Source organism: Citrobacter arsenatis, assembly GCF_004353845.1.
Classification (GTDB): Bacteria; Pseudomonadota; Gammaproteobacteria; order Enterobacterales; family Enterobacteriaceae; genus Citrobacter; species Citrobacter arsenatis.
The window spans coordinates 4,951,536-4,975,801 of the sequence record NZ_CP037864.1 but is presented as its reverse complement, the minus strand read 5'-3'; the positions used below and the strand labels follow the sequence as shown (position 1 = coordinate 4,975,801).

General features: G+C 52.4%; 20 protein-coding genes. 8 read left to right on the top strand and 12 right to left on the bottom strand.

Annotated elements, in window-relative coordinates; genetic code table 11:
• The first annotated feature begins 231 nt into the window (after positions 1-231).
• Complete coding sequence (locus tag E1B03_RS25010; RefSeq protein WP_103769517.1) at positions 232-1,626, top strand: cytochrome-c peroxidase; 1,395 nt, start codon at positions 232-234, stop codon at positions 1,624-1,626.
• Positions 1,627-1,691: 65 nt separating this feature from the next.
• Here E1B03_RS25010 and E1B03_RS25005 read toward each other — a convergent pair whose 3' ends face one another.
• Positions 1,692-2,618 (bottom strand): LysR family transcriptional regulator, encoded by a 927-nt coding sequence (locus E1B03_RS25005; RefSeq protein ID WP_103769518.1) that lies wholly within the window; start codon positions 2,616-2,618, stop codon positions 1,692-1,694.
• Between the two features lie 183 nt (positions 2,619-2,801).
• On the opposite strand from E1B03_RS25005, the gene E1B03_RS25000 reads away from it, so the two are divergent.
• Positions 2,802-3,965 carry a mandelate racemase/muconate lactonizing enzyme family protein gene (locus E1B03_RS25000; RefSeq protein WP_103769519.1) on the top strand — a complete coding sequence of 388 codons (1,164 nt, stop codon included), beginning with the start codon at positions 2,802-2,804 and terminating at the stop codon, positions 3,963-3,965.
• A gap of 96 nt (positions 3,966-4,061) precedes the next feature.
• On the opposite strand, the gene gorA is transcribed toward E1B03_RS25000, so the two are convergent.
• On the bottom strand, positions 4,062-5,414 hold the full coding sequence (gene gorA / locus E1B03_RS24995) for a glutathione-disulfide reductase (protein ID WP_043018645.1): 1,353 nt from the start codon (positions 5,412-5,414) through the stop codon (positions 4,062-4,064).
• 104 nt (positions 5,415-5,518) lie between these two features.
• Positions 5,519-6,361, bottom strand: coding sequence for a 23S rRNA (adenine(2030)-N(6))-methyltransferase RlmJ (locus E1B03_RS24990; RefSeq protein WP_043018644.1), 843 nt, complete (start codon positions 6,359-6,361; stop codon positions 5,519-5,521).
• 208 nt (positions 6,362-6,569) lie between these two features.
• Here E1B03_RS24990 and prlC point away from each other — a divergent pair, with 208 nt between their 5' ends.
• Positions 6,570-8,612: an oligopeptidase A gene (gene prlC, locus E1B03_RS24985; protein ID WP_103769521.1), complete on the top strand. Its 2,043-nt coding sequence runs from the start codon at positions 6,570-6,572 to the stop codon at positions 8,610-8,612.
• Between the two features lie 8 nt (positions 8,613-8,620).
• Positions 8,621-9,370, top strand: a complete 750-nt coding sequence (gene rsmJ / locus E1B03_RS24980; RefSeq protein ID WP_103769522.1) for a 16S rRNA (guanine(1516)-N(2))-methyltransferase RsmJ — start codon at positions 8,621-8,623, stop codon at positions 9,368-9,370.
• A gap of 20 nt (positions 9,371-9,390) precedes the next feature.
• Here the strand turns inward: rsmJ and E1B03_RS26555 are convergent, their stop codons facing one another.
• Positions 9,391-9,807: a hypothetical protein gene (locus E1B03_RS26555; RefSeq protein WP_246044132.1), complete on the bottom strand. Its 417-nt coding sequence runs from the start codon at positions 9,805-9,807 to the stop codon at positions 9,391-9,393.
• A 168-nt stretch (positions 9,808-9,975) separates the two neighbouring features.
• On the bottom strand, positions 9,976-11,175 hold the full coding sequence (locus E1B03_RS24965; protein ID WP_103769524.1) for an NAD(P)/FAD-dependent oxidoreductase: 1,200 nt from the start codon (positions 11,173-11,175) through the stop codon (positions 9,976-9,978).
• Between the two features lie 232 nt (positions 11,176-11,407).
• Between E1B03_RS24965 and E1B03_RS24960 the strand changes: the two genes are divergently transcribed.
• Positions 11,408-11,911, top strand: a complete 504-nt coding sequence (locus tag E1B03_RS24960) for an RrF2 family transcriptional regulator (RefSeq protein ID WP_005122505.1) — start codon at positions 11,408-11,410, stop codon at positions 11,909-11,911.
• 86 nt (positions 11,912-11,997) lie between these two features.
• On the opposite strand, the gene dtpB is transcribed toward E1B03_RS24960, so the two are convergent.
• Both dtpB and uspA read right to left on the bottom strand, forming a co-directional pair.
• Positions 11,998-13,470 (bottom strand): dipeptide/tripeptide permease DtpB, encoded by a 1,473-nt coding sequence (gene dtpB / locus E1B03_RS24955; RefSeq protein WP_048236967.1) that lies wholly within the window; start codon positions 13,468-13,470, stop codon positions 11,998-12,000.
• A gap of 281 nt (positions 13,471-13,751) precedes the next feature.
• The gene (gene uspA / locus E1B03_RS24950; RefSeq protein WP_003023368.1) at positions 13,752-14,189 is read right to left on the bottom strand and encodes a universal stress protein UspA; all 438 of its coding nucleotides are present in this window, start codon (positions 14,187-14,189) and stop codon (positions 13,752-13,754) included.
• 393 nt (positions 14,190-14,582) lie between these two features.
• Between uspA and uspB the strand changes: the two genes are divergently transcribed.
• Positions 14,583-14,918, top strand: coding sequence for a universal stress protein UspB (gene uspB, locus E1B03_RS24945; protein ID WP_003023371.1), 336 nt, complete (start codon positions 14,583-14,585; stop codon positions 14,916-14,918).
• Between the two features lie 64 nt (positions 14,919-14,982).
• Here the strand turns inward: uspB and pitA are convergent, their stop codons facing one another.
• The gene (pitA, locus tag E1B03_RS24940) at positions 14,983-16,482 is read right to left on the bottom strand and encodes an inorganic phosphate transporter PitA (protein WP_103769525.1); all 1,500 of its coding nucleotides are present in this window, start codon (positions 16,480-16,482) and stop codon (positions 14,983-14,985) included.
• A gap of 229 nt (positions 16,483-16,711) precedes the next feature.
• Between pitA and E1B03_RS24935 the strand changes: the two genes are divergently transcribed.
• Positions 16,712-17,908 (top strand): BaiN/RdsA family NAD(P)/FAD-dependent oxidoreductase, encoded by a 1,197-nt coding sequence (locus tag E1B03_RS24935; protein WP_133087097.1) that lies wholly within the window; start codon positions 16,712-16,714, stop codon positions 17,906-17,908.
• 102 nt (positions 17,909-18,010) lie between these two features.
• Positions 18,011-18,688: a FadR/GntR family transcriptional regulator gene (locus tag E1B03_RS24930; RefSeq protein WP_418884907.1), complete on the top strand. Its 678-nt coding sequence runs from the start codon at positions 18,011-18,013 to the stop codon at positions 18,686-18,688.
• An 11-nt stretch (positions 18,689-18,699) separates the two neighbouring features.
• Here E1B03_RS24930 and E1B03_RS24925 read toward each other — a convergent pair whose 3' ends face one another.
• The 4 genes from E1B03_RS24925 to E1B03_RS24910 all read right to left on the bottom strand — a co-directional run bounded on the left by E1B03_RS24925 (position 18,700) and on the right by E1B03_RS24910 (position 23,768).
• Entirely contained in the window at positions 18,700-20,172 is a 1,473-nt protein-coding gene (locus tag E1B03_RS24925) for a fructuronate reductase (protein WP_133087096.1), read from the bottom strand.
• A gap of 107 nt (positions 20,173-20,279) precedes the next feature.
• Complete coding sequence (gene uxuA, locus E1B03_RS24920; protein WP_103769528.1) at positions 20,280-21,461, bottom strand: mannonate dehydratase; 1,182 nt, start codon at positions 21,459-21,461, stop codon at positions 20,280-20,282.
• 20 nt (positions 21,462-21,481) lie between these two features.
• Positions 21,482-22,507, bottom strand: a complete 1,026-nt coding sequence (locus E1B03_RS24915; RefSeq protein WP_103769529.1) for a zinc-binding dehydrogenase — start codon at positions 22,505-22,507, stop codon at positions 21,482-21,484.
• Positions 22,479-23,768 (bottom strand): MFS transporter, encoded by a 1,290-nt coding sequence (locus tag E1B03_RS24910; protein WP_063941413.1) that lies wholly within the window; start codon positions 23,766-23,768, stop codon positions 22,479-22,481. Before E1B03_RS24910 ends, E1B03_RS24915 begins: the two co-directional genes overlap by 29 nt.
• Positions 23,769-24,266 lie beyond the last annotated feature (498 nt).

Below are 24,266 nucleotides of genomic sequence, written 5' to 3'. Positions count from 1 at the left end.
TCCATTTTCAGAACATTCGATTGCAACGAGGTGTGAATGGGTTCAGGTAACGCCTTATCTCTATAATAGGCACAGGCTATTCTATCGATAGTTCTCCCCCATGTAATTGATTGATACTTATCAAAATAGTAATCCCCTCATTTCCTATGATGGTCAGGTCTGACAAAGACTGTGCATTAATTATTCAAATTTTCTGGGTCACAATAACTCACAACGGTGAGGGTAAAAATAATGAAAATCATTACCCGTCTTACCGCGATAGCTATAGCTGGCATCGCGATTTGTTATTTTGGATTATCCGGTTATGTGTGGTATCACGATAATCAACGTAGCAAACAGGCTGATGTTCAGGCCTCTACGCTGGAAGAAAATAATAAAGTATTAGGGTTCTTACGCGAAAAAGGATGCGACTATTGTCACACGCCTTCGGCTGAATTACCTTTCTATTCTTCTTTTCCTGTCGCTAAGCAGTTGATGAATTACGATATTCAGCTGGGATACAAATCATTCAATCTTGAGGCCGTTCGTGCGGCGCTGGTTGCGGATAAACCCGTTTCGCAAAGCGACCTGAATAAAATTGAGTGGGTGATGCAGTACGACACCATGCCACCGACGCGTTATACCGCGCTGCACTGGGCTGGCAAGGTAAGCGATTCGGAGCGAGCTGAGATCCTGGGTTGGATTGCGAAACAGCGTGAGCAGTACTACGCCAGTAACGATACCGCCGCGCAGCATCGTAATGAACCTGTACAGCCGATACCGGAAAGCATCCCGACCGATGCCCGCAAAGTGGCGCTGGGCTTTACGCTTTATCATGACCCGCGCATTTCTGGCGACAGCACGATCTCTTGCGCGCACTGCCACGCCCTGAATGCGGGCGGCGTAGATGGTCGGAAAACGTCAATCGGCGTAGGCGGCGCGGTTGGCCCAATCAATGCGCCGACGGTATTTAACTCGGTCTTTAACGTGGAACAATTCTGGGATGGCCGCGCGCCAACGCTGCAGGCTCAGGCAGGCGGCCCACCGTTGAACCCCATCGAAATGGCGTCTAAATCCTGGGATGAAATTATCCAGAAACTGGATAAAGACCCGACCTTGAAGCAAGAGTTTATCGCCGTTTATCCGCAGGGATTCAGCGGAGACAATATTACCGATGCGATTGCTGAGTTTGAAAAAACGCTGATTACGCCAAATTCGCCGTTTGATAAATGGCTACGCGGTGATGAAGCGGCGTTAACTGCCCAGCAAAAGCATGGCTATCAGTTGTTTAAAGATAATAAGTGCGCGACCTGTCATGGCGGTATTATTTTAGGCGGGCGCTCATTTGAGCCACTGGGTTTGAAAAAGGACTTTAATTTCGGTGAGGTCACTGCCGCAGATATTGGCCGCATGAACGTCACCAATGAATTACGTGACAAACTGCGTCAGAAAGTCCCTGGTTTGCGTAACGTTGCATTGACCGCGCCTTATTTCCATCGCGGTGATGTGCCTACGCTCGACGGTGCGGTAAAACTGATGCTGCGTTATCAGGTAGGCAAAGAACTGCCGCAGGAAGATATCGACGATATCGTGGCATTTCTTGAGAGTCTGAACGGCGTATATACGCCGTATATGCAGGGTAAATAATCCCTGGCGTTATCCAGCCTGGCGCGTTTTGCAGGCTGGATAATTTTCTTTCACCTGGTGGGTATTTATATCTGCTCACTCACGAAAATTTCCCACAATTCTTCTACCGCTCTGGACATTCTGCCTGCGGGCCGAAACAGTCTGATATCAATGGGTACCCATAATCCGCTCTGTTGTGGTGCCGCCGCGGCGATCGTCCCGGCCTGTACGTCTGGATCCGCCAGACTCTCTGGCAGCCAGGCAATGCCGTCCCCGGCTTTGACCATCGCCAGCAGCGTGGCAGCCAGATCGGCGGTGAAAGCGATGTCCATACCGCGCCGGGCATGATTTACCGGTGATGTGTTCGAGAGGATCCTTCCCAGACCGGATTCTGCTGAAAAGGAGAGAAACGGAAATTTTTTGCCCCCCGTTGCCTGCCAAAGCGGTTGGTGAGAGGCCGGATCGCATTTTGAGTAAGGCAATAATGTTTCTCGTCCAAGGCGTACGCTGAGATATTTCGTCTGATCAAGGTTGATGTGCATGTGAGGGTGGTAATAACACAGCAGAAACTGGGCATCCCCTTTTTCAATCATCCGTTCACAGGCGCTAAGCGTGTCGGATAGCAGGCGAAATGAGCCGAAGCGGGCGATTTTTTCGTTATTACGCATCAGCGCCGGAAAAAATGAGAACGACAGAGAGTGCGTTGCGGAGAAAATAACATCCGGTCGGGTGTTTCCCGCCGCTTCGATGGTTTCATTTCTCAGGGTGTACAGCGCCCGGATCAGTTCCGGTACTTGAGCGACGAACACTTCCCCTGCACGAGTCAGGCTGACGCCACGGCGGTTACGCTCAAAAATCGGCGTTCCAAGCCACTCTTCCAGTGAGACGATGCGTCGGCTGAATGCGGGCTGCGTCACATATCGGGAAGCGGCTGCGCGGGAGAAATTGAGTGATTGCGCCAGCGCAACGCAGTCTTCAAGCCAGGTCAGTTCCAGGTGATGCCGATTTTGCATTACAGCCAGCCTCTTTGGCATTAGATCAACAGATGAGCTCTGCTTAAGATGAAAAAAGACAGGACGATAGCGTCCCCGAATACTGCCTGAGTGCATTATGCCAATAATAAACCGGCATGAGTTATCACTTTTCACAGGCGTGTAAGTACGAGCACAACTGATTAAGAACCCGCCGGAGAAAACATGCGTATCCTCGACGTTGTAGAAATAACTAAACCCATCGCTTCCCCAATTCGTAACGCCTATATCGATTTCAGCAAGATGACGACCAGCCTGGTGGCTGTGGTGACTGACGTTGAGGTTGATGGACGCCGCGTTGTGGGATACGGATTTAACTCTAATGGCCGCTACGGTCAGGGGGGATTGATCCGCGAGCGCTTCCGTAACCGCATTCTGGACGCAGACCCGGAAAGCCTGCTGAATTCCAGAGGGGATAATCTGGATCCGCATAAGATCTGGGACGTTATGATGAGTAACGAGAAGCCGGGGGGCCATGGTGAGCGCTCGGTAGCTGTCGGTACGCTGGATATGGCTATCTGGGATGCCGTTGCCAAAATTGCTAATAAGCCGTTGTTTCGCCTGCTGGCTGAGATGAAAGGCGTTGAGGCCAACCCGCGTGTCTTTGTTTACGCGGCGGGCGGTTACTATTATCCGGGTAAAGATCTGAGCGCGCTGCGTCAGGAGATGCGAGGTTACCTGAACCGCGGCTACAACGTGGTTAAAATGAAAATCGGCGGAGCAACGCTGGATGAAGACCGCCGCCGAATTGACGCGGTACTCGCGGAAATTGGCGATGAAGCTCGCCTGGCCGTCGATGCTAATGGTCGCTTTGATCTGGAAACCAGTATTGCCTACGCCAAAATGCTGCGTGAATACCCGTTATTCTGGTATGAAGAGGCTGGCGATCCGCTGGATTATTCCTTACAGGCTGCGCTGTCAGAATTTTACCCCGGCCCAATGGCGACCGGCGAAAACCTCTTTTCTCATCAGGATGCGCGCAACCTGCTGCGCTATGGCGGCATGCGCCCGGATCGCGATTACCTGCAATTTGACTGCGCGCTTTCCTACGGTCTGGTCGAGTACCTGCGTACGCTGGACGTACTGGCGCAGTTTGGCTGGTCACCATCACGCTGCATACCGCATGGCGGCCACCAGATGTCGTTGAACATTGCGGCGGGTCTTGGTCTGGGCGGCAATGAAAGTTACCCGGATCTGTTCCAACCGTACGGCGGTTTCCCGGATTCAGTGAAGGTAGAAGAGGGGCATATCGTCATGCCTGAGCTGCCGGGCATAGGTTTTGAAGGGAAATCTGACCTGATCAAAGAAATGCGGGCGTTGGCTGAATAGCGCTGGCTGAGATGATGTAACGCCCCTCAGGTTGCCGGAGGGGCGTAGTTTGAGCGTGTAGGAAATCGCGTTCGCTATCTTTCTACACATGTGCGCTTAACGCATGGTAACGAACTCTTCTGCCGCCGTTGGGTGAATCGCAACGGTGTTATCAAAGTCTTTTTTGGTTGCGCCCATTTTCAGAGCCACCGCGAAGCCTTGCAGCATTTCATCCATCCCAAAACCGATACCGTGAATACCGACAATCTTTTCTTCCGGACCGACGCAAACCAGCTTCATGCGGCACGGCTGACGGTGCGTGGTGACAGCGGTATACATCGCGGTAAACGATGATTTATACACTTTCACCTGATCATCGCCGTGCTGTTCGCGAGCCTGCTGTTCGGTCAGGCCCACGGTGCCAATTGGCGGATGGCTGAAGACTACGGTCGGGATGTTGCTGTAGTCCAGATGCTCGTCCGGCTTGTTGTTAAACAGACGCTCGGACAGGCGACGACCCGCGGCAACGGCAACCGGCGTCAGCTCAACGGCACCGGTGTTATCGCCAACGGCATAAATCCCCGGCACGCTGGTATTCTGGTATTTATCAACGACAATGTAGCCTTTTTCATTGGTTTTCACGCCAGTTGCTGCCAGGTTGAAGTTGTCAGTGGCAGGTTCACGACCAATTGCCCAAATCAGGCAATCTACCGTTTCACTACGGCCATCTTCCAGTTGCAGGGTCAGGCTGCCGTCCGCGTTTTTAACCACCGCTTTCGGAATCGCGTGAGTATGCAGCGTCGGGCCTTCAGCGTTCATGACCTCAACCAGCGTGTCGACGATCATCGGATCAAAGCTGCGCAGCGGCGCGTGTTTACGCACGAACAGATGCGTTTGGGCGCCCAGGCCGTTAATCACGCCTGCCAGTTCAACGGCGATGTAGCCTGCACCCACAACGGCTACGCGTTTTGGCAGCGCAGGCAGCTCAAAGAAACCATCGGAGTCGATACCGTATTCCACACCCGGAATGCTCGGATGGCTCGGGCGACCACCGGTAGCAATCAAAATATGATCGGCTGTAATGGTTTCACCATTCACTTCAATGGTTTTGGCATCCACAAAGCGGGCAAAGCCTTTGATCACATCGACATTATTTTTGCCCAGCACGTTGTCGTACGAGGTATGAATGCGGTCGATGTAAGCGGTACGCGTGGCGATCAGTTTATCCCAGTCGAACTTATTGATGGTGGTGTCGAAACCGTAATCCGGACCGTACATGTGGATCGCTTCGCGGACCTGTGCGGCATGCCACATCACTTTCTTCGGTACGCAGCCAACGTTAACGCAGGTGCCGCCCAGCTCTTTGGCTTCAATCAGTGCGCATTTCTGGCCGTACATTGCTGCACGGTTAATGGAGGCAATACCGCCGCTGCCGCCGCCAATAGCGATGTAATCATAGTGCTTGGTCATGACCGCTCCTTCCTGTTCATTGTAGGGCGGAGAAGCGTTACGCCATCCGCCAAAATATTCGCGATTGTATACCTGATATTAAAAGGTTCCACCGATGGCTGCGATTACTCCGGCACGATCCAGCTTACCGAGGTATGACCGGTTCCTGCCGGAACCAGTTTGCTGTGCAACCACGGCAGAACGTTGTTCATCTGCTGCTCCAGCTTCCACGGCGGGTTAATCACAATCATGCCGGACGCCGTCATGCCGCGCTGATCGCTGTCCGGGCGTACCGCCAGCTCAATTTGCAGAATTTTGCGGATGCCGGTGTCTTCGAGATCGTGGACCATGCGCTTGATTTGTTGGCGCAGAACCACCGGATACCACAGCGCATAGGTACCGGTTGCAAAGCGCTTGTAGCCTTCGTTAATACCGGTCACTACCGCCTGGTAGTCGCTTTTTATTTCGTATGGCGGATCGATAAGGATCAGCCCGCGACGGGAAACCGGCGGTAATTTTGCTTTTAGCTGCTGATAGCCATCGGCTTTGGCCACGCGAGCGCGCTCATCTTTCTGGAATTCGCCGCGCAGCAGGGGAAAGTCGCTCGGGTGCAGTTCAGTTAATTGCAGGCTGTCCTGTTCACGCAGCAGCTGACGAGCAATTAACGGTGAGCCAGGGTAGTAGCGTAGCTGGCCGCTACGGTTGAAGTGCTGCACCACGCCAATGTAGGGTTCCAGTTCGGCAGGTAAATCGTCCTGCTGCCAGATACGGGCGATCCCTTCCAGATATTCACCGGTACGTTCGGCATGCTCACTGCTCAGCTGATAACGGCCAGCGCCAGCGTGGGTGTCCAGATAGAGAAACGGCTTTTCTTTCTCTTTGAGCGATTCAATGATCAGGCTCTGAACGGTGTGTTTAAGGACGTCGGCATGGTTGCCTGCGTGATAACTGTGGCGATAACTGAGCATGGGTAATGAAATTCCGCTGAAATGACGATTTGCCACAGTTTACAGCAGATCGGCACAGATTACCCGTAGGCCCGGTAAGCGCAGCGCCACCGGGTGTCTTTCCGTCACGGTTAGCATTGAAATCCTCTACACTTAACCCCATTGTACAAATTAATATGCACAGCGCCGGATACGCGCTTCATTCACTCTTTTCAACAGGACCGCGCTAATGACCAATCCATTGCTGACTCCCTTCGAACTGCCGCCGTTTTCTAAAATTCAGCCCGAGCACGTTGTGCCTGCCGTTACTAAGGCGCTGAACGATTGCCGCGAAAACGTTGAGCGAGTGGTTGCGCAGGGCGCGCCGTACACCTGGGAAAATCTCTGCCAGCCGTTGGCGGAAGTTGACGATGTTCTGGGGCGTATTTTCTCTCCGGTTAGCCACCTGAATTCGGTGAAAAACAGTCCGGAGCTGCGCGAAGCCTACGAACAAACGCTGCCGCTGCTGTCTGAATACAGCACCTGGGTTGGGCAACATGAAGGTCTGTATAAAGCGTACCGCGACCTGCGCGATGGCGATCATTACGCCACCCTGAATACCGCGCAGAAAAAAGCGGTCGATAATGCGCTGCGCGATTTTGAACTTTCTGGTATTGGTCTGCCGAAGGAAAAACAGCAGCGCTATGGTGAAATCGCCACTCGCCTGTCTGAGTTGGGTAACCAGTACAGTAATAACGTCCTCGATGCCACCATGGGCTGGACGAAACTGGTGACTGACGAAGCGGAACTCTCCGGCATGCCGGAAAGTGCGCTGGCCGCCGCAAAAGCCCAGGCTGAAGCTAAAGAGCAGGAAGGCTATCTGTTAACGCTGGATATCCCAAGCTACTTGCCGGTCATGACCTACTGCGACAACCAGGGACTGCGTGAGGAGATGTATCGCGCTTATTCCACTCGCGCGTCTGACCAGGGACCGAATGCGGGCAAATGGGACAACAGCCCGATAATGGAAGAGATCCTCGCACTGCGTCACGAGTTGGCACAACTGCTGGGCTTTGACAGCTACGCCTTTAAATCTCTGGCCACCAAAATGGCAGAGAACCCGCAGCAGGTGCTCGACTTCCTGACGGATCTGGCGAAACGTGCCCGTCCTCAGGGTGAGAAAGAGCTGGCCCAGCTGCGTGCCTTCGCGAAAGCGGAATTTGGCGTTGATGAGCTGCAGCCGTGGGATATCGCTTACTACAGCGAGAAACAAAAACAGCACCTCTACAGCATCAGCGACGAGCAGTTGCGCCCATACTTCCCGGAAAACAAAGCCGTTAACGGTCTGTTTGAAGTGGTGAAACGTATTTATGGCATCACCGCCAAAGAGCGCAACGATGTTGACGTCTGGCACCCGGAAGTTCGCTTCTTCGAGCTGTATGACGAAAACAACGAACTGCGCGGCAGCTTCTACCTCGACCTGTACGCCCGCGAACACAAACGCGGCGGGGCGTGGATGGACGACTGTGTCGGGCAGATGCGTAAAGCCGATGGCACGCTGCAAAAGCCGGTCGCCTACCTGACCTGTAACTTTAACCGTCCGGTGAACGGCAAACCCGCGCTGTTTACCCACGATGAAGTGATCACTTTATTCCACGAGTTCGGCCACGGTCTGCACCATATGCTGACCCGTATTGAAACCGCCGGTGTCTCCGGTATTAACGGTGTGCCGTGGGATGCGGTCGAACTACCGAGCCAGTTTATGGAAAACTGGTGCTGGGAGCCGGAAGCTCTGGCGTTTATCTCCGGTCACTTTGAGACAGGTGAGCCGCTGCCGAAGGAACTGCTGGATAAAATGCTGGCGGCGAAAAACTATCAGGCGGCGCTGTTTATACTGCGTCAACTGGAGTTCGGCCTGTTTGATTTCCGTCTACACGCGGAGTTTAACCCGCAGCAGGGGGCGAAAATCCTCGACACGCTGGCGGAAATTAAGAAACAGGTCGCCGTGGTGCCGGGTCCAACCTGGGGCCGCTTCCCGCATGCCTTCAGCCACATTTTTGCAGGTGGCTACGCGGCGGGTTATTACAGCTACCTGTGGGCCGACGTGCTGGCGGCGGATGCCTTCTCTCGCTTTGAAGATGAAGGCATTTTCAACCGTCAAACCGGACAGTCGTTCCTCGATAACATCCTCACCCGTGGCGGTTCTGAAGAGCCGATGGCGCTGTTCAAACGCTTCCGTGGTCGCGAGCCACAGCTGGATGCGATGCTGGAGCATTACGGGATTAAAGGCTGATTATTCACGTGAAAATCTGCTTAGTAGATGAAACAGGCGCCGGAGACGGCGCCTTATCTGTTCTTGCCGCCCGCTGGGGGTTAGAACACGATGAAGATAACCTGATGGCGCTGGTGATGACGCCGGAACATCTGGAACTGCGCAAACGCGACGAACCCAAACTCGGCGGTATCTTCGTAGATTTTGTGGGCGGGGCGATGGCCCATCGGCGCAAGTTTGGCGGTGGTCGCGGTGAAGCGGTGGCGAAGGCGGTTGGCATTAAAGGCGATTACCTGCCGGATGTGGTCGATGCGACCGCTGGGCTGGGGCGTGATGCGTTTGTACTCGCCTCAGTAGGCTGCCGTGTTCGGATGCTGGAACGAAACCCGGTGGTTGCCGCGCTGCTCGACGACGGCCTGGCGCGCGGCTATGCAGACCCGGAAATCGGCCCGTGGCTGCAGGAACGTTTACAGCTGATCCACGCCTCAAGCCTGACGGCGTTAACCGATGTTACGCCGCGACCGCAGGTGGTATATCTCGACCCGATGTTCCCACATAAGCAGAAAAGCGCGCTGGTGAAAAAAGAGATGCGCGTATTCCAGTCGCTGGTGGGAGCGGACCTGGATGCGGATGGGCTGCTGGAGCCTGCGCGTCAGTTGGCCACCAAACGTGTGGTGGTGAAGCGCCCGGACTACGCGCCGCCGCTGGCGGATGTCGCCACGCCAAACGCGGTAGTCACGAAGGGGCATCGGTTCGATATCTATTCAGGGACAGCATAGTTTGTAGGTCTGTGCGCTTATCAGGCCAGCAGCTGTGCGTAGTTTGTAGGCCGGATAAGGCGGTAGCCGCATCCGGCATTGCGCTGAATAGCCTGATGCGCTGCGCTTATCAGGCCTACGGTTGTGCGTGGTTTGTAGGCCGGATAAGGCGGCAGCCGCATCCGGCATCGCGCTGAGCAGCCTGATGCGCTGCGCTTATCAGGCCTACGGTTATGCGTGGTTTGTAGGCCGGATAAGGCGGTAGCCGCATCCGGCGAGGTGCGCTGAATAGCCTGATGCGCTGCGCTTATCAGGCCTACGGTTATGCGTGGTTTGTAGGCCGGATAAGGCGGTAGCCGCATCCGGCATCGCGCTAAACAGCCTGATGCGCTGCGCTTATCAGGCCTACGGTTGTGCGTGGTTTGTAGGCCGGATAAGGCGGTAGCCGCATCCGGCATCGCGCTGAATCGCCTGATGCGCTGCGCTTATCATGCCTACGGCTGTGCGTGGTTTGTAGGCCGGATAAGGCGGTAGCCGCATCCGGCATCGCGCTGAGCAGCCTGATGCGCTGCGCTTATCATGCCTACGGCTGTGAGTAGTTTGTAGGCCGGATAAGGCATTACGGCTTAAACAAACGGTGCCAGCGGATCGGCAATCTCAAACGCTACCGCGCGGTCTGCTTTCGGCGGGTAAATCAACTCGCTGACAATCGACACCTTCAGCTTCTTCGCTTCTGCGCGTGTCAGTTTCACCTGCTGGTCCCATCCTTCGCTATACACCGCGCCCCAGGCGCCGAGATCCAGACAAGTGACATAGTTTTCCTGGCGATACGGTAATGGCGTTACGTCCAACAGGTCTGCCGCGGCGTTATTACCCGCAAATTTCCCCAACAAAATGGCGTGCTGGCAGGTCATTAATGCATGGTTACCTTTGTCGTCGGTGGCGGCGTAGGCTACATCGCCAGTGGCGTAGATATCATCGTGACCCACAACCTGTAGATTGGCATTCACATGCAGACGGCCCTGGCGATCGCGCGGGGCGTTAATCTGCGCTGTCAGGCCGTTAGCCTGCACGCCGACCGTCCAGATGACCGTCTGAGAGGCAATCACCTGCCCATCTTTCAGCGTGACGCCGGAGGCATCTACGCACTCAACTTCTGCATTGACCAACCATTCAACGCCCAGTTCCGCGGAGGCTTCGCTAATGACGTCACGTAATTCCTGGCTCCAGCGCCCGCCCGGTTGCGCGCCGCGTTCAACTACGACAACTCTGGTCTTAGCATCAGCGCCCAAAATATCGCGCAGACGACCCGGTAATTCCAGCGCCATCTCAATCCCGGTAAAGCCACCGCCGCAGACCACGATCGTATTGCGAGCCTCACTTTCCGGTTGTAATGCCAGATCGTTAATATGCTGCTCCAGTACGGCGGCGCTTTCGAGCTGGTCGAGGTCAAACGCGTGCTCGGCGGCACCGGCGACGGCGTCGCGGTTTACGTGGCTGCCGCTGGCGAGTACCAGGCGGTCGTAGCGGCGCAGATGAATTTCACCGTTGGCATCTTTCCAACTTATCTCTCTAGAGTCTGGGAGGATCTGCTCGACGTGACCTTGCAGGAAGTTGACGCCGGTAACGTCAAACAACGGCTGCAGCGGTGCGACAAGCGTTTGCACGGCGCTTTCATAAAAACGTGGACGCACACGCAGCTCAGGCTGTGGCGCAATCACGGTAATATCAATGGCCTGCTGATGTTTATCCGCCAGTCGTGCGGCGCTTAATGCTGCCCACATACCGGCAAAGCCGGCGCCCACGATCAGAATTTGTTTACGCATTAGGGTGTTCTCACTGGTGACTACGAATTATTTACTCGGATTTTATTGGTCGTAGTTATAGATTGCAATGCGATCAGGATCCTTTTTCCTGCAAAGTAGAATGATTTTTGATTATCCATTTGATAAATATGATTTTAAATTTTCATTATGAACGCGGGTTACTTTGCTGTCTGGAATGAGTGAGCCGAAAAAGCTACAATTAACTCAGATTCATTTTGGCTGAGATAAGAGAATGGCATTCTACAGTTCCGGGGTTGAGTACGGTATTCATAGCCTGATGTGTATGGTCGACAGTAAGGGCGATGCGCGGGACATGAGCGTGCGGGAAATTGCCGAGCTGCAAAGCGTGCCGTATGACTATCTGGCGAAAATTTTTACCCGGTTGTCGAAAGCGGGTTTGGTGCGCAGTATTGAGGGTAAGGGCGGTGGTTTCCAGTTGGCTAAACCCGCTGAACACATCACGGTGCTGGATGTGGTGAATGCTATTGATGGCGATAAGCGCATCTTTGAATGTCGTGAAATTCGCCAGCGGCTGGCAGTATTTGAGGAGCATCCGCCACAGTGGGCCTGTGAAGGCATTTGTGGTGTGCGCTCGGTAATGGATATGGCCCAGCAGCGCATGGAAGAAGCGCTGGGTCAGCATACGATCCTCGATTTGGCGCGCAAAATGTATCGTAAAGCGCCGGACACGTTTGTCGTTGAAGTTCAGGAGTGGATTGACGCACGCAAAGGGTAGCGATTGAAAAGGCCCGATGGCACTAGGCGATCGGGCATATTGAATGTAGGCCGGATAAGGCAATAGCCGCCATCCGGCACTGATGATTATTGCTCGGTACTTGGCGTATTAATCATGCGGTTCAGCCATGGCACCATAATTGCCATCACGACCGTTACTGCCAGGGTGACCAGGCCAATTTTACTGAAGACGTTGGTGTAGATAGGCAGCGTTTGCAGCGGGTCGGTGATGTTCTCCGGTACGGCGGTGAACGTGGCGACATAACCCCCCATCAGGAAGGCGGCAGCCTGCGTCAGGAACCACATCCCAAGAATGAAGCCCATCAAGTGCTGTGGCACAAGAGCGGCGACCATCGCCAGTCCCAGGGCGCTAATCAGCAGTTCACCCAGACTCTGGAACAGATACACCAGCACGATAAACCATGGCGACGTCAGCCCCTGCGCATCGGCAAACCACATCCCGGCAGCGGCGGCCGTCAGGAAGCCCAGTGAGCACAGGAACATACCGAGCGTAAATTTCATCGGCATGGTCAGGTCTTTGCCTTTGTTTCCCAGACGGGTATAGATAGCGGCCAGCACCGGACTTGCCAGTACCACCCAGAACGGGTTCAGCGCCTGGAAGCTCACCGGGTTAATGGCGAAACCAAGAATTTCATGGTGCACGTTATTGATAGCAAAGAAGTTCAGTGATGTTGGCATCTGCGCGTACAGCACGTAGAACACCACCGCTTCCAGCATCAGGATAAAGGCCACGAACATCTTGTTGCGCCCGGTTTTATCCAGTTTGAATGCCTGACGGAAGAAGATGATAGTCACAGCAATCGACAAGACGATCAGCACCAGGTTGGCAATCTGCACGTTGTGCATCAGCCAGGCGCAGATAAATACCATCACTACCGTACCGGCCAGCACGTAGAACAGGTTACGGAAATTCAGCGGCTTATGGTCTGGCTCAGAGCCGATATTCTTCACCATGCCACGACAGGCAAAGTAGACCAGCAGCGCAACGATAAGCCCGGCTCCGCACAGGTTGTAGGTCACAGCGTAGCCAAACTTATCGGCAATCACCGGCGCCAGCGACAGTGACAGCAGCGAACCGATGTTAATCGACATATAAAACAGAGTGAACGCCCCGTCCAGACGGGCGTCTTTCGGTGGGTAGCATTTTGACAGCAGGCTCGCCGGGTTGGCTTTAAACAGCCCGTTACCGACGGCAATGGTACCCAAAGCAATAAAGATGAGATCGGGCTTAAGCAGCGACATCCCGGTCATGAAGTAGCCGATCGCCAGCACAATAGCGCCGAGTACCAGCGTGCGCTTGGTACCTAACAAGTGGTCGCCAACGTAGCCGCCGATCGATATCAGGCCGTAGACCAGTGCGGCAAAGGCACCAAAGGTGACAAATGCCTGTTCCTGTGAAAATCCGAGCTGCTTAACAAAAAATACCGCCAGGATGCCCTGAACGCCGTAATAGCCAAATCGTTCCCATAATTCTACAAAGAAGATCATGAAGAACGGACGAGGTTGCTGCAGCAAGCCCGTAGGTGCAGTTTTATTCATATTCCATCGCCTTTCAAAGCCATCCCGAAAAGTATGAACGCGTATGCTTAAACGCGCCGAAAAAGTCTTATTTTGTTATAGACTGCGGTTATTGGCCGCGGGGGTAGAGTATTATAGAGATGGTTTTCGATCCAATTAGTTGATCACACTAATTATGATTTATTTATTGGATTGATGTACTAATTGTGTCCGGATGATAAAAACAAAAACGCCCGCAAAGGCGGGCGTTTACAGGCTTAATTGCTTGCAGCGGGCCGGACTAACTTCCGGCGGCAAGCATTTTATGCTTCTTCGTCGTCACGCAGCGGAACAATCAACATGTCGACGTGGACGGTGTTGATCAGTTGGCGCGCGGAGGACATCAGTTTGCTCCAGAAATCCTGGTGGTGACCACAAACGACCAGATCCATGTCGTATTTTTTGATGGCATCAACCAGAACCTGACCCAGATCGCCGCTACCGCTCAGGGTTTCGGTGATAGGGTAGCCTGCATTGGTGGACAGCTCGGTTAACGCGTGGTGGGTTTCTTCAGAAATGCGTTTCTGCATGTCGCCCAGATTCACGTCGATAAGCCCGGTGTACAGGTCGGAATAGTTTACGTCAACGTGGATAAGGGAGACTTTAGCATTGTAAGGCCGCGCCATAGAGACCGCTTTTTCAACCAGAACTTTGCTTTCCGGAGAAAGATCAACCGCGATAAGAATGTGTTTATAAGCCATAGTGTTACTCCTTCCATAAGTTGTCGATGACTAGCCTGCTGGCGTTATCTGCCGCCGCGTCATCCGCGTCCTGCGAACCTTGCGCGCGGGGCTAGCCCAGTCGTAAAAACGTACCATATAAGGACTATCCTTACATTATAGCGACCAGGATAATCCGTCAATCCGCCTTGCTTGCCAAGCAGTTAAACAAATTTTTTAGTTAATTGCATTGATAGCGATTAACCTTCTGGCAAAAAAATTAACTAATCTCCTACACTATCTAGAGAGACGTTCGGATGCGTGATACTAATACGAACGGTTTCGGTTGTACTCTTCACTGAATGGTTTTGGCAGGGTATCGGGGAGCGGTAGTCCCGGAAAGGAGTTCCGTGGGCGGGTCGCCGGGGAGGAGGTATGATAAGCACCATTGCATTGTTCTGGGCTTTATGTGTCGTTTGCATTGTTAATATGGCGCGCTATTTTTCTTCGCTACGCGCACTGTTAGTGGTACTTCGTGGTTGCGATCCATTACTTTACCAGTATGTAGATGGAGGGGGCTTTTTTACCTCGCATGGGCAACCGAACAAGCAGATGCGCCTGGTGTGGTATATCTACGCTCAGCGTTACCGCGATCATCATGATGATGAATTTATTCGCCGCTGTGAGCGGGTTCGCGGTCAGTTCATTCTCACCAGTGCGCTATGCGGCCTGGTGTTAATCAGCATGGTTGCACTGATTATTTGGCACTGATTCCAACGACAGATACAAAAAAAGCGGGCCAGTTTCCTGACCCGCTTTTTTACCGTGCATTCGCTTAGATAAGCTTCAGGGAGAGCCAGTACAGCACCCCGGAAAGAATAATCGCAGCTGGCAGGGTGAAGACCCAAGCCATCAGAATGCTGGTTACCGTTTTACGCTGCAAACCGCCGCCATCAACAACCATCGTTCCCGCAACGGAAGAGGAGAGAACGTGAGTGGTGGAAACGGGCATGCCGGTGTAGCTAGCGAGACCGATAGAGACTGCGGCAGTCATCTGCGCCGACATCCCCTGGGCATAAGTCATGCCTTTCTTACCGATTTTCTCGCCGATGGTGGTGGCAACGCGACGCCAGCCAATCATCGTACCAATACCCAGCGCCAGTGCGACGGCCATAATGATCCAGATAGGCGCGTACTCAATGGTGCTCAGCATGTCAGCTTTCAGTTTTTTCAGCAGACGCTGATCGTCAGCGCTTACGCCAGGCAGCTTGACCACTTTATCGGTGGTATCAGAGATGCACAGCATAATACGGCGCAGCTGACCACGCTGTTCAACGCTTAACTTGTCGTAGGTTTCCAGATTCGCCAGCATACCTTTCGCACGTTCCAGCGCGTTGATGGTATTCGCCGGGTGGCAATGGAACTCTGCCGTCGTCGCGGGTGCCGTATCCGTCGGGGACGGAATCAGCTGGTCTACGCCTGTGGCCTGTTTAAGCAGGTCAGGACGCTGCTGGAAGAAGACTTCGACGTTATTGATTGCATCGCGAGTACGGGTAATTTCGTAACCGGAAGCATTCATATTCACCACGAAACCTGCAGGCGCTACGCCAATCAGCACCAGCATCACCAGACCAATGCCTTTCTGACCATCGTTCGCACCGTGGGAGAACGCCACGCCGATTGCGGAGAGGATCAGTGCAATACGCGTCCAGAACGGCGGCTTTTTCTTGCCGTCTTTCTTTTCACGTTCTGCCGGCGTCAGGTGGATACGGGCACGTTTTTTCGTACCGCTCCAGTAGCGACGCAGAATGAAAATAAGACCACCTGCAACCACCAGACCGACAATTGGCGAGATGATGAGCGAGGCAAAAATACCGATAACTTTCGGGATGTTAAGTGCGTCCACCACCGAGGTGCCGGTCATCAGCGCATTGGTTAAACCAATACCGATAATGGCGCCAATCAGCGTGTGGGAGCTGGAGGCAGGCAAACCAAAGTACCAGGTACCCAGGTTCCAGATAATTGCTGCCAGCAGCATGGAGAACACCATGGCGAGGCCATGTGACGATCCCATATTTAGCAGCAGATCCGTTGGTAGCATATGCACGATGGCATACGCCACGCTGAGACCGCCCAGCAAAACACCAAAGAAGTTGAACAACGCAGCCATGACCACCGCCAATTGCGAACGCATTGCGCGGGTATAGATCACGGTTGCGACAGCATTGGCTGTGTCATGGAAGCCGTTAATTGCTTCGTAGAACAGCACGAAAGCCAGAGCAAGCAATAGTAAAAGCCCGGTATGTAAATCCAGGCCAGCAAACAAATGTAGCATAGGACGTTACGCCATTTTGAGGACATGAACGCGGCGCATTATCAGTGACTTTGGCGGCGCGGGCAAAGTGAAATATAGAGTTTTTTTGATTTGTCTCCTGCTTTGTTTTACACCACTAAAGAATTATCCTATATATTTCAGATAAATACCCTTTATCGGTAGTTTGGTGCTGGTGCGACCACTGAGGAATCTTTACAATTCACTCCCGCTTTTTAGAGAGGATCGCAACGTGGAAAGGTTTGATACCGTTATTATAGGCGCTGGCGCAGCGGGTATGTTTTGTGCCGCGCAGGCAGGACAAGCAGGTAGTCGCGTACTGCTGATCGATAATGGTAAAAAGCCAGGGCGCAAGATTCTCATGTCTGGCGGGGGCCGCTGCAACTTTACTAATCTTTATGTCGAACCGGCCGCGTATTTGAGCCAAAACCCGCATTTTTGCAAATCGGCGCTGGCGCGTTATACGCAGTGGGATTTTATCGATCTGGTGGACAAGCACGGCATTGCCTGGCACGAAAAAACGCTGGGCCAGCTGTTCTGCGACGATTCCGCCCAACAAATTGTCGATATGCTGGTGGACGAGTGTGAAAAAGGTAACGTAACTATGCGGTTACGTAGCGAAGTCCTGAGCGTTGAGCACGAGGGTGACGATTTTATCCTGGAATTGAACGGGATGACTGTCGGTACGAAAAAGCTGGTTATCGCCTCCGGTGGCCTCTCTATGCCGGGACTGGGCGCAACGCCGTTTGGCTATAAAATTGCCGAACAGTTTGGCCTGAACGTGTTGCCTACGCGTGCAGGTCTGGTGCCGTTCACCTTACACAAGCCACTGCTGGAGCAGCTTCAGGTGCTCTCTGGCGTATCGGTCTCCTCCGTTATCACCGCCGAGGACGGCACCGTATTTCGTGAAAATCTGCTCTTTACGCACCGCGGGCTTTCTGGTCCGGCCGTGCTGCAGATTTCCAGTTTTTGGCAACCCGGTGAATTTGTCAGCATTAATTTGTTGCCGGATGTTGACCTCGCGAACTTCCTCGATGACCAGCGCAGCGCGCACCCTAATCAAAGCTTAAAGAACACCCTGGCAATGCAGTTGCCAAAGCGTCTGGTGGAATGTTTACAGCAGTTAGGGCAAATCCCGGATGTCTCGCTAAAGCAGCTTAACGTGCGCGATCAGCAAACGCTGATTGAAACACTGACCGAGTGGCGGGTGCAACCGAACGGTACGGAAGGGTATCGTACCGCTGAAGTCACGTTGGGCGGCGTTGACACCAATGAACTGTCATCACGCACGATGGAGGCGCGTAAAGTACCGGGGCTGTATTTTATCGGCGAAGTTATGGATGTCACCGGCTGGCTGGGCGGTTATAACTTCCAGTGGGCGTGGTCGAGCGCCTGGGCGTGCGCGCAGGATTTGGTCTCTGGTGAGTGAATTTGTTTACCTCTGTTACAAGGAACTGACTCAGGCATGCGTTTCTTAACTCCGGGAATGATAAGATAAATCAGCTAAAAATCGTACACAGAAGGGAACGGGATGCACATGGTTATTCCTGAGGTAAAACAGGAGCGGCTCTATCAAAAGATAGCCAATCTCATCATTAAGCTCATCAACGATAGTATTTTTCCGCCGGGAAGCTTCTTGCCCCCTGAACGTGAACTGGCTAAGCAGCTTGGCGTGAGTCGGGCATCGCTCAGAGAAGCGTTGATTGTGCTTGAGATCTCAGGATGGATCACTATCCAGTCCGGTAATGGCGTGATTGTTACTGATAAAAAGCATTCCGCCAGTGATTATACGGTTGAAGAAATTCTCTATTCGCGAGAGTTGGTTGACAGCCATTGCGCGCGTCTTGCTGCAGAAGCAGGCAAAGACGAACTTATTAGCCAGCTCGAAGCACTGTACCTCAGCATGGAAAAAGCCATTAGTGAAAACAATGTTCATGGCTTTTACTCTCTCGATAAGCAGTTCCATTTAACGGTATCAGAAGCCAGTCAGAACCGCGTCTTGCTCGATATGTCGCGTATGTTATGGGAGCAACGCGTCAACATCCCGTATGCCGGACTGGATAAACGCTCCGGCAACCGGGATGTGTTAACCAGCATGAATCAGCAACATAAAGCAATTGTGGATGCGATTCGCCAGGCTGATGCTGACGGTGCTTATCAAAAATCGCTGGAACATCTGGCTTACGTCAGGCAGATCGTGGGTCTTTGAAACAATAAACGTTAATGACTCAGATCGGCTACCGCTGCACGAGCGCCTAAGCTTTGCAATTGCTGACAGGCAGCGGTGACATGCTCAATAAAGTCGGTGTTTTCGCGCAGATCCCGCCCAAAGATGGTGTCGATTGCCAGTAGTGCCCTGATACGTTCCCCAGTTGACGGATAGTGCTGATAAATCGCCCGAAACTGTTCCGCCAAAGGATCGACCACTTCAATGGGATTGCCTTTTTCATCTATACCACTGACGTAGCGCATCCAGCCTGCCACGCCCAAAGCCAGGCGACGGTAATTGTCTCCTTGTGCAAGATAAAGCCGAATGGGGTCCAGCAAGCGTTGCGGTAATTTCTGGCTGCCATCCATCGCAATTTGCCAGGTTCGGTGCTTCAACGATGGATTGCTAAACCTTGCGATCAGCAACTCCGCATAGCCTGCCAGGTCTGTACCTTCAGGCATCGACAGCGTTGGGGCCTGTTCTTCAAGCATTAACGCCAGCGCAGCGTTGCGATACGCCGGGTTTGTCATCGTATCGGCAATCGTCTCGTAGCCACCCAGATAACCCAGGTATGCGAGGAAAGAGTGACTGCCGTTGAGCATACGCAGCTTCATCATTTCAAACGGCACTACATCTTCCACAAACTGCGCGCCAACCCGATCCCAGTCCGGACGACCATTAACAAAGTCATCTTCGATAACCCACTGGCGGAACGGCTCGCAGGCAATGGCGCAGGGATCGTACACGCCGAGCTGCCCGGCGATTTGCGCTAATGCCTCATCCGTTGCCGCCGGGACAATGCGGTCCACCATCGTACAAGGAAACGTAACATGCGCGGCTATCCAATCGGCCAGTTGCGGGTCGCGAGTCGCTGCCAGCCCCAGGACAGCTGCTTTCGCGACATGGCCGTTTTCTCGCACGTTGTCGCAGGACAGTACGGTAAAGGCCTTTAATCCCTGCTCGCGACGTAACGCCAGAGCTTCGACAATATAGCCAATCGCCGATTTTGGTGACTGCGGGTTGACAATGTCGTGCTGGATAAACGGGTGATTCAGATCCAGTTCGCCGCTGGCGGGATCGGTACAATAACCTTTCTCGGTAATCGTCAGTGAAACAATGGCGGTTTCCGGGCGCGCCATTGCGCGGATAATTGCATCTCCGCCATCAAATTCTGGATGCAGAGCTTCGTTCATCGAACCGATGATTTTAAGTTCTGTATTTTGTGCCCCACGCTCGGCAACGGTATAAAGCAGATCCTGCGCCTTTAGATTTTGAATCAGCGTGGCATCGTTTCCGGGCATCAGGTTAACCTCACAGATACCCCAGTCGCAGTCGCTGCTTTCCAGCAGATGATGGGTATAAAGTGCCTGGTGGGCGCGGTGAAAGGCCCCGCAGCCAAGATGTACGATGCGGGAAACCATGCGTGAACGATCCCAACGTGGGCGCGTGGTGGAAATCTGAGCGTTGGCGAGATTTTGTTCCATGACAACCTCCTGTCATTGAAGATCTTCTTTGATGATGTGCTATCAAAGACCGGTCCTGACGGAATGAAAAACCGCATAGCGATAGACACCATGCGGGATTAATATGACTAACTGAAAAAGGCGCGCCGGATAGCCAGCTCAACACCCCGAACTTCAGCCAGACCTTTCAGGCGGCCAATAGCGGAATAACCGGGATTGGTTTTCTTTTTCAGATCGTCAAGCATCTGGTGACCATGGTCTGGTCGCATGGGGATCAAAACGGCGTTACCTTCATTTTTACGCCGCTCTTCTTCTTCGACTATCGCTTTCACTACGTTGTACATATCGACATCACCGGAAAGATGTGCCGCTTCATGGAAGGTTTTGGGATTATCTTCGCGTTGCGTGGAGCGCAGATGCGTAAAGTAAATCCGCGGGCCGAACTGTTTAATCATATCTACCAGATCGTTGTCTGCGCGCACCCCATAAGAGCCAGTACACATAGTGAAGCCATTCGCCATATTGTTGACGGTTTCCACCATCCACTGCATATCTTCGAGGGTGGAGACAATACGCGGTAGACCCAGAATTGGGCGCGGCGGATCGTCCGGGTGCACGGCCATACGTACGCCAACCTCTTCCGCAACCGGAATGATGGCCCGCAGGAAAAAGGCAAAGTGCTCGCGCAGGGCCGCCTTGTCGATATTTTGATAAGTCGCCAGGTGGCTACGGAATTGGTCCAACGTATAACCTTCTTCGGCGCCTGGCAGACCGGCAATAATGTTTCGTGTCAGTCGCGCCTTATCCTCTTCGCTCATGATGGCGAAGCGCTCACCCGCTTGAGCTATCTCATCCGCGGTGTAATCCGCTTCAGCGCCAGGACGTTTGAGAATATGCAGCTCAAAGGCGGCAAACTCAATCTGGTCAAAGCGCAGGGCTTTCGAGCCATCGGGCAATTCATATTCCAGGTCGGTGCGGGTCCAGTCCAGAACCGGCATGAAGTTGTAACACACGGTATAGATGCCACATTGGGCAAGATTACGCAGCGTCTGCTGATAATTGCTAATCCAGAGATCGTATTGCCCTGTATGGGTTTTGATGTCTTCATGAATCGGCACGCTTTCCACGACAGACCAGACCAGACCGGCTTTCTCTACGATCTCTTTGCGTTTGAGAATTTCTTCTACGGACCAGATTTCACCGTTTGGAATATGATGAAGCGCTGTTACTACGCCGGTTGCTCCGGCCTGACGAACATCGGACAACGACACGGGATCGTTCGGGCCATACCAACGCCAGGTTTGTTCCATTGTTTTATCTCCTGGGAAAATTAATGAAAGGTCGCATTGATCTTCAGATACCGTTCCGGGTATTGATCGAGTTCTTTTACGGCGGCAGGAACCTCATCAATACTCACCACTTTGCTGACAACATCCGCAGGATTGATATTCAGCGTTGCCAGCATCTGTAGCGCTTCTTCAAACTCGCCTGCGCTGGTGCGGGATCCGCGAAGATCAAGTTCCTTAAACGTGATCAGGTTGGTGGGTAACGATGTTTCCTGTTTTGGCCAGCCGGTGAAGGCAATACGACCAGCGAAAGAGGCCAGATCCAGCGTTTCGCGGATCGCGCTGTTGGCGCCAGAGGCTTCAACCACGACCTGGGCCATCGTGCCCTGCGTAATATCTTTTATCGCGTCAACAACCTGCGTATTCGAGGGATTGATAACGTACGAGACGCCCAGCGATTTGGCATACTGGAGTCTTTCTTCCACGATATCGATCAGGATAGGTGTCGCGCCATAACGTAACGCGCTCAGTGCCGCCATCAGACCTATCGCGCCCGCTCCAATGATGGCGATATGTTCCCCTGCGGTGAGTTTGGCCCGATGTAGCGCATGTAGCGCAATGGTCAGCGGTTCTGCCAGCGGTGCCATCTCGGAGGCCACGTCATCAGGGATTTTGTGAATCAAATGCGCAGGGTGAGCAACCACCTCCTGCATTGCGCCATCAATATGCACGCCAATTACTTTCAGATTTTCACAACAATTTGTTCTGCCTACCGAACAGGGGTAGCAGTGACCACAATAGATATAAGGGTCAACAATTACGCGGTCCCCTTCTTTAATATTGGCAGGCATACCATTGCCTTCTTTAATAACCACGCCCGTAACTTCGTGTCCAATAATACGCGGGTAAGTTACTAAAGGATTCGTTCCGCGAAATGCACCAATATCAGAACCACATATTCCGGCAGCATCAACTTTAATCAGCACTTCATTATCTTTCTTTTCAGGATAATCAACCCAACGGGTTTCAATTTCACCAGGTTTATTGATGTAAACAGCTTTGACTTTCATTTTCTTTTAATCCTTTATTTTTGACAAATACGAATACCAGGCAGCTGGAAACAATCGCAATAGCACCAGCAAGATAGAATGCGTAATCATATTTACCGCTGAACTGAACGATAAATCCGGTGACCAGCGGGCCAATAATCCCGGAAATATTAGCTAGCCCATGCATGGCTCCGCCGACGCTACCAACTTTATCTTTATGCACCACATCCTGAATAACAGCCCAATAAATTGGCCCGGTCAGATACAGCAGGAAGAGCGAGACAGACATCAGTCCAACTGCACTGCTGATGGTGGTGACTGTGCCTGAAACACCAACACAAATCGCCGCACCAGCCAGGCACACGCCGAGAATAAGGCGCCGAGAAAGCAAGGCATTTCCTGTAACGCGATAGATAAAATCAGAACATACGCCACCCAGAACCATGCCGATTGCGCCTATTACCCACGGGATCACGGTTGCAATACTAATTTCTTTAATATCAAGATGTAATGAGTGGTTCAGGTAGCTTGGGAACCAGGTCAGGAAGAAAAAGAGTATGTAGTTATAGCTAAAGAAGGCCAGCGTCGTTGCCCACACCATCGGCTGTTTCATGTAGTAGCCAAGAGAAGGCATTGCTTTACCGTCATCCGCTAAAATAATGTCGTCATGGTTTTCAAAATCGACACGCTCTTCCGGGGCAAGGTGTTTACTTTTGGAGGGTTTATCACTGGCAATGAAGTACCAGAGAATGACCCAGGCTAAACCAAACAGGAAAATAATCCCAAACGCCGGGCGCCAGCCTAATGAAAGTGCCAGCAGACCAACGACCGGACCAGAAATTGCACCACCTAACGGTGAACCAGCGCTAAAAATACCAATCGCAGTGGCGGATTCTTTGCGCGAAATCCAGTTGTTGATAATTTTATTTCCGGCGGCGCTAACCGGCCCTTCAGCCATACCAAATAATACGCGTACGGCCAGCATGGTCCATAAACCGGTAACTAAACTGGTCATCCCACAAAATACTGACCAAAGTAATGCGGCGACCAAAAATACTGTCTTGGGACCAAACTTGTCGCTGGCCCAGCCACCGATAAAGTTAAATAGTGCGTAGCCAACAAAGAATGCGCTGAAAATCATACCCATTTCAGCGGCATTAAATCCTAATTCCTTTTCAATGAGTGGAGCGGTGATCGACAATGCTGAACGATCCATATAGTTAAGCATGTAAACTATAAATAGAAGAAAAACGATAAGCCATCCCATTGTTTTTCTTTTCATGATATATCCTCTTATTGTGGTCTAGCGGCCTGACCACAATATTTAAATCCTATTTTAAGATCACCATCATTTTGATGTGAATGTGATCAACATAACGAAAAATTAACGTTGAAAATAACGATAAGCAAAGAGGGTTGATCGCAATTCTATGAATTTAAATGACTTTATTTGTATATTGGTAATTTGTGATAAATCAAATCGTACACTCAAAGTCTATTTATTGTGGGTTTGCATTAACGATGCCTCGAGGAAACGACGTCGGTTCAGCATGCATCCGGTATTAGCGCAGAGGGAATGACCAGCCATCGCATAGAGGCATGCAGGCATCAATCGAAAATGCCGCGCTAAACGTTGTGCGTGTAATTATCTGTTAACAATTGTGCTACATATCACAAAATCAAAGCCAGCCTGTAAAGTCGCTTTGACACGCTTTCCGTTACCTTCTAGAGTGGAAAAATACAGATTTTAGATAAGAGACTATCTGTGAAATTAAGATGG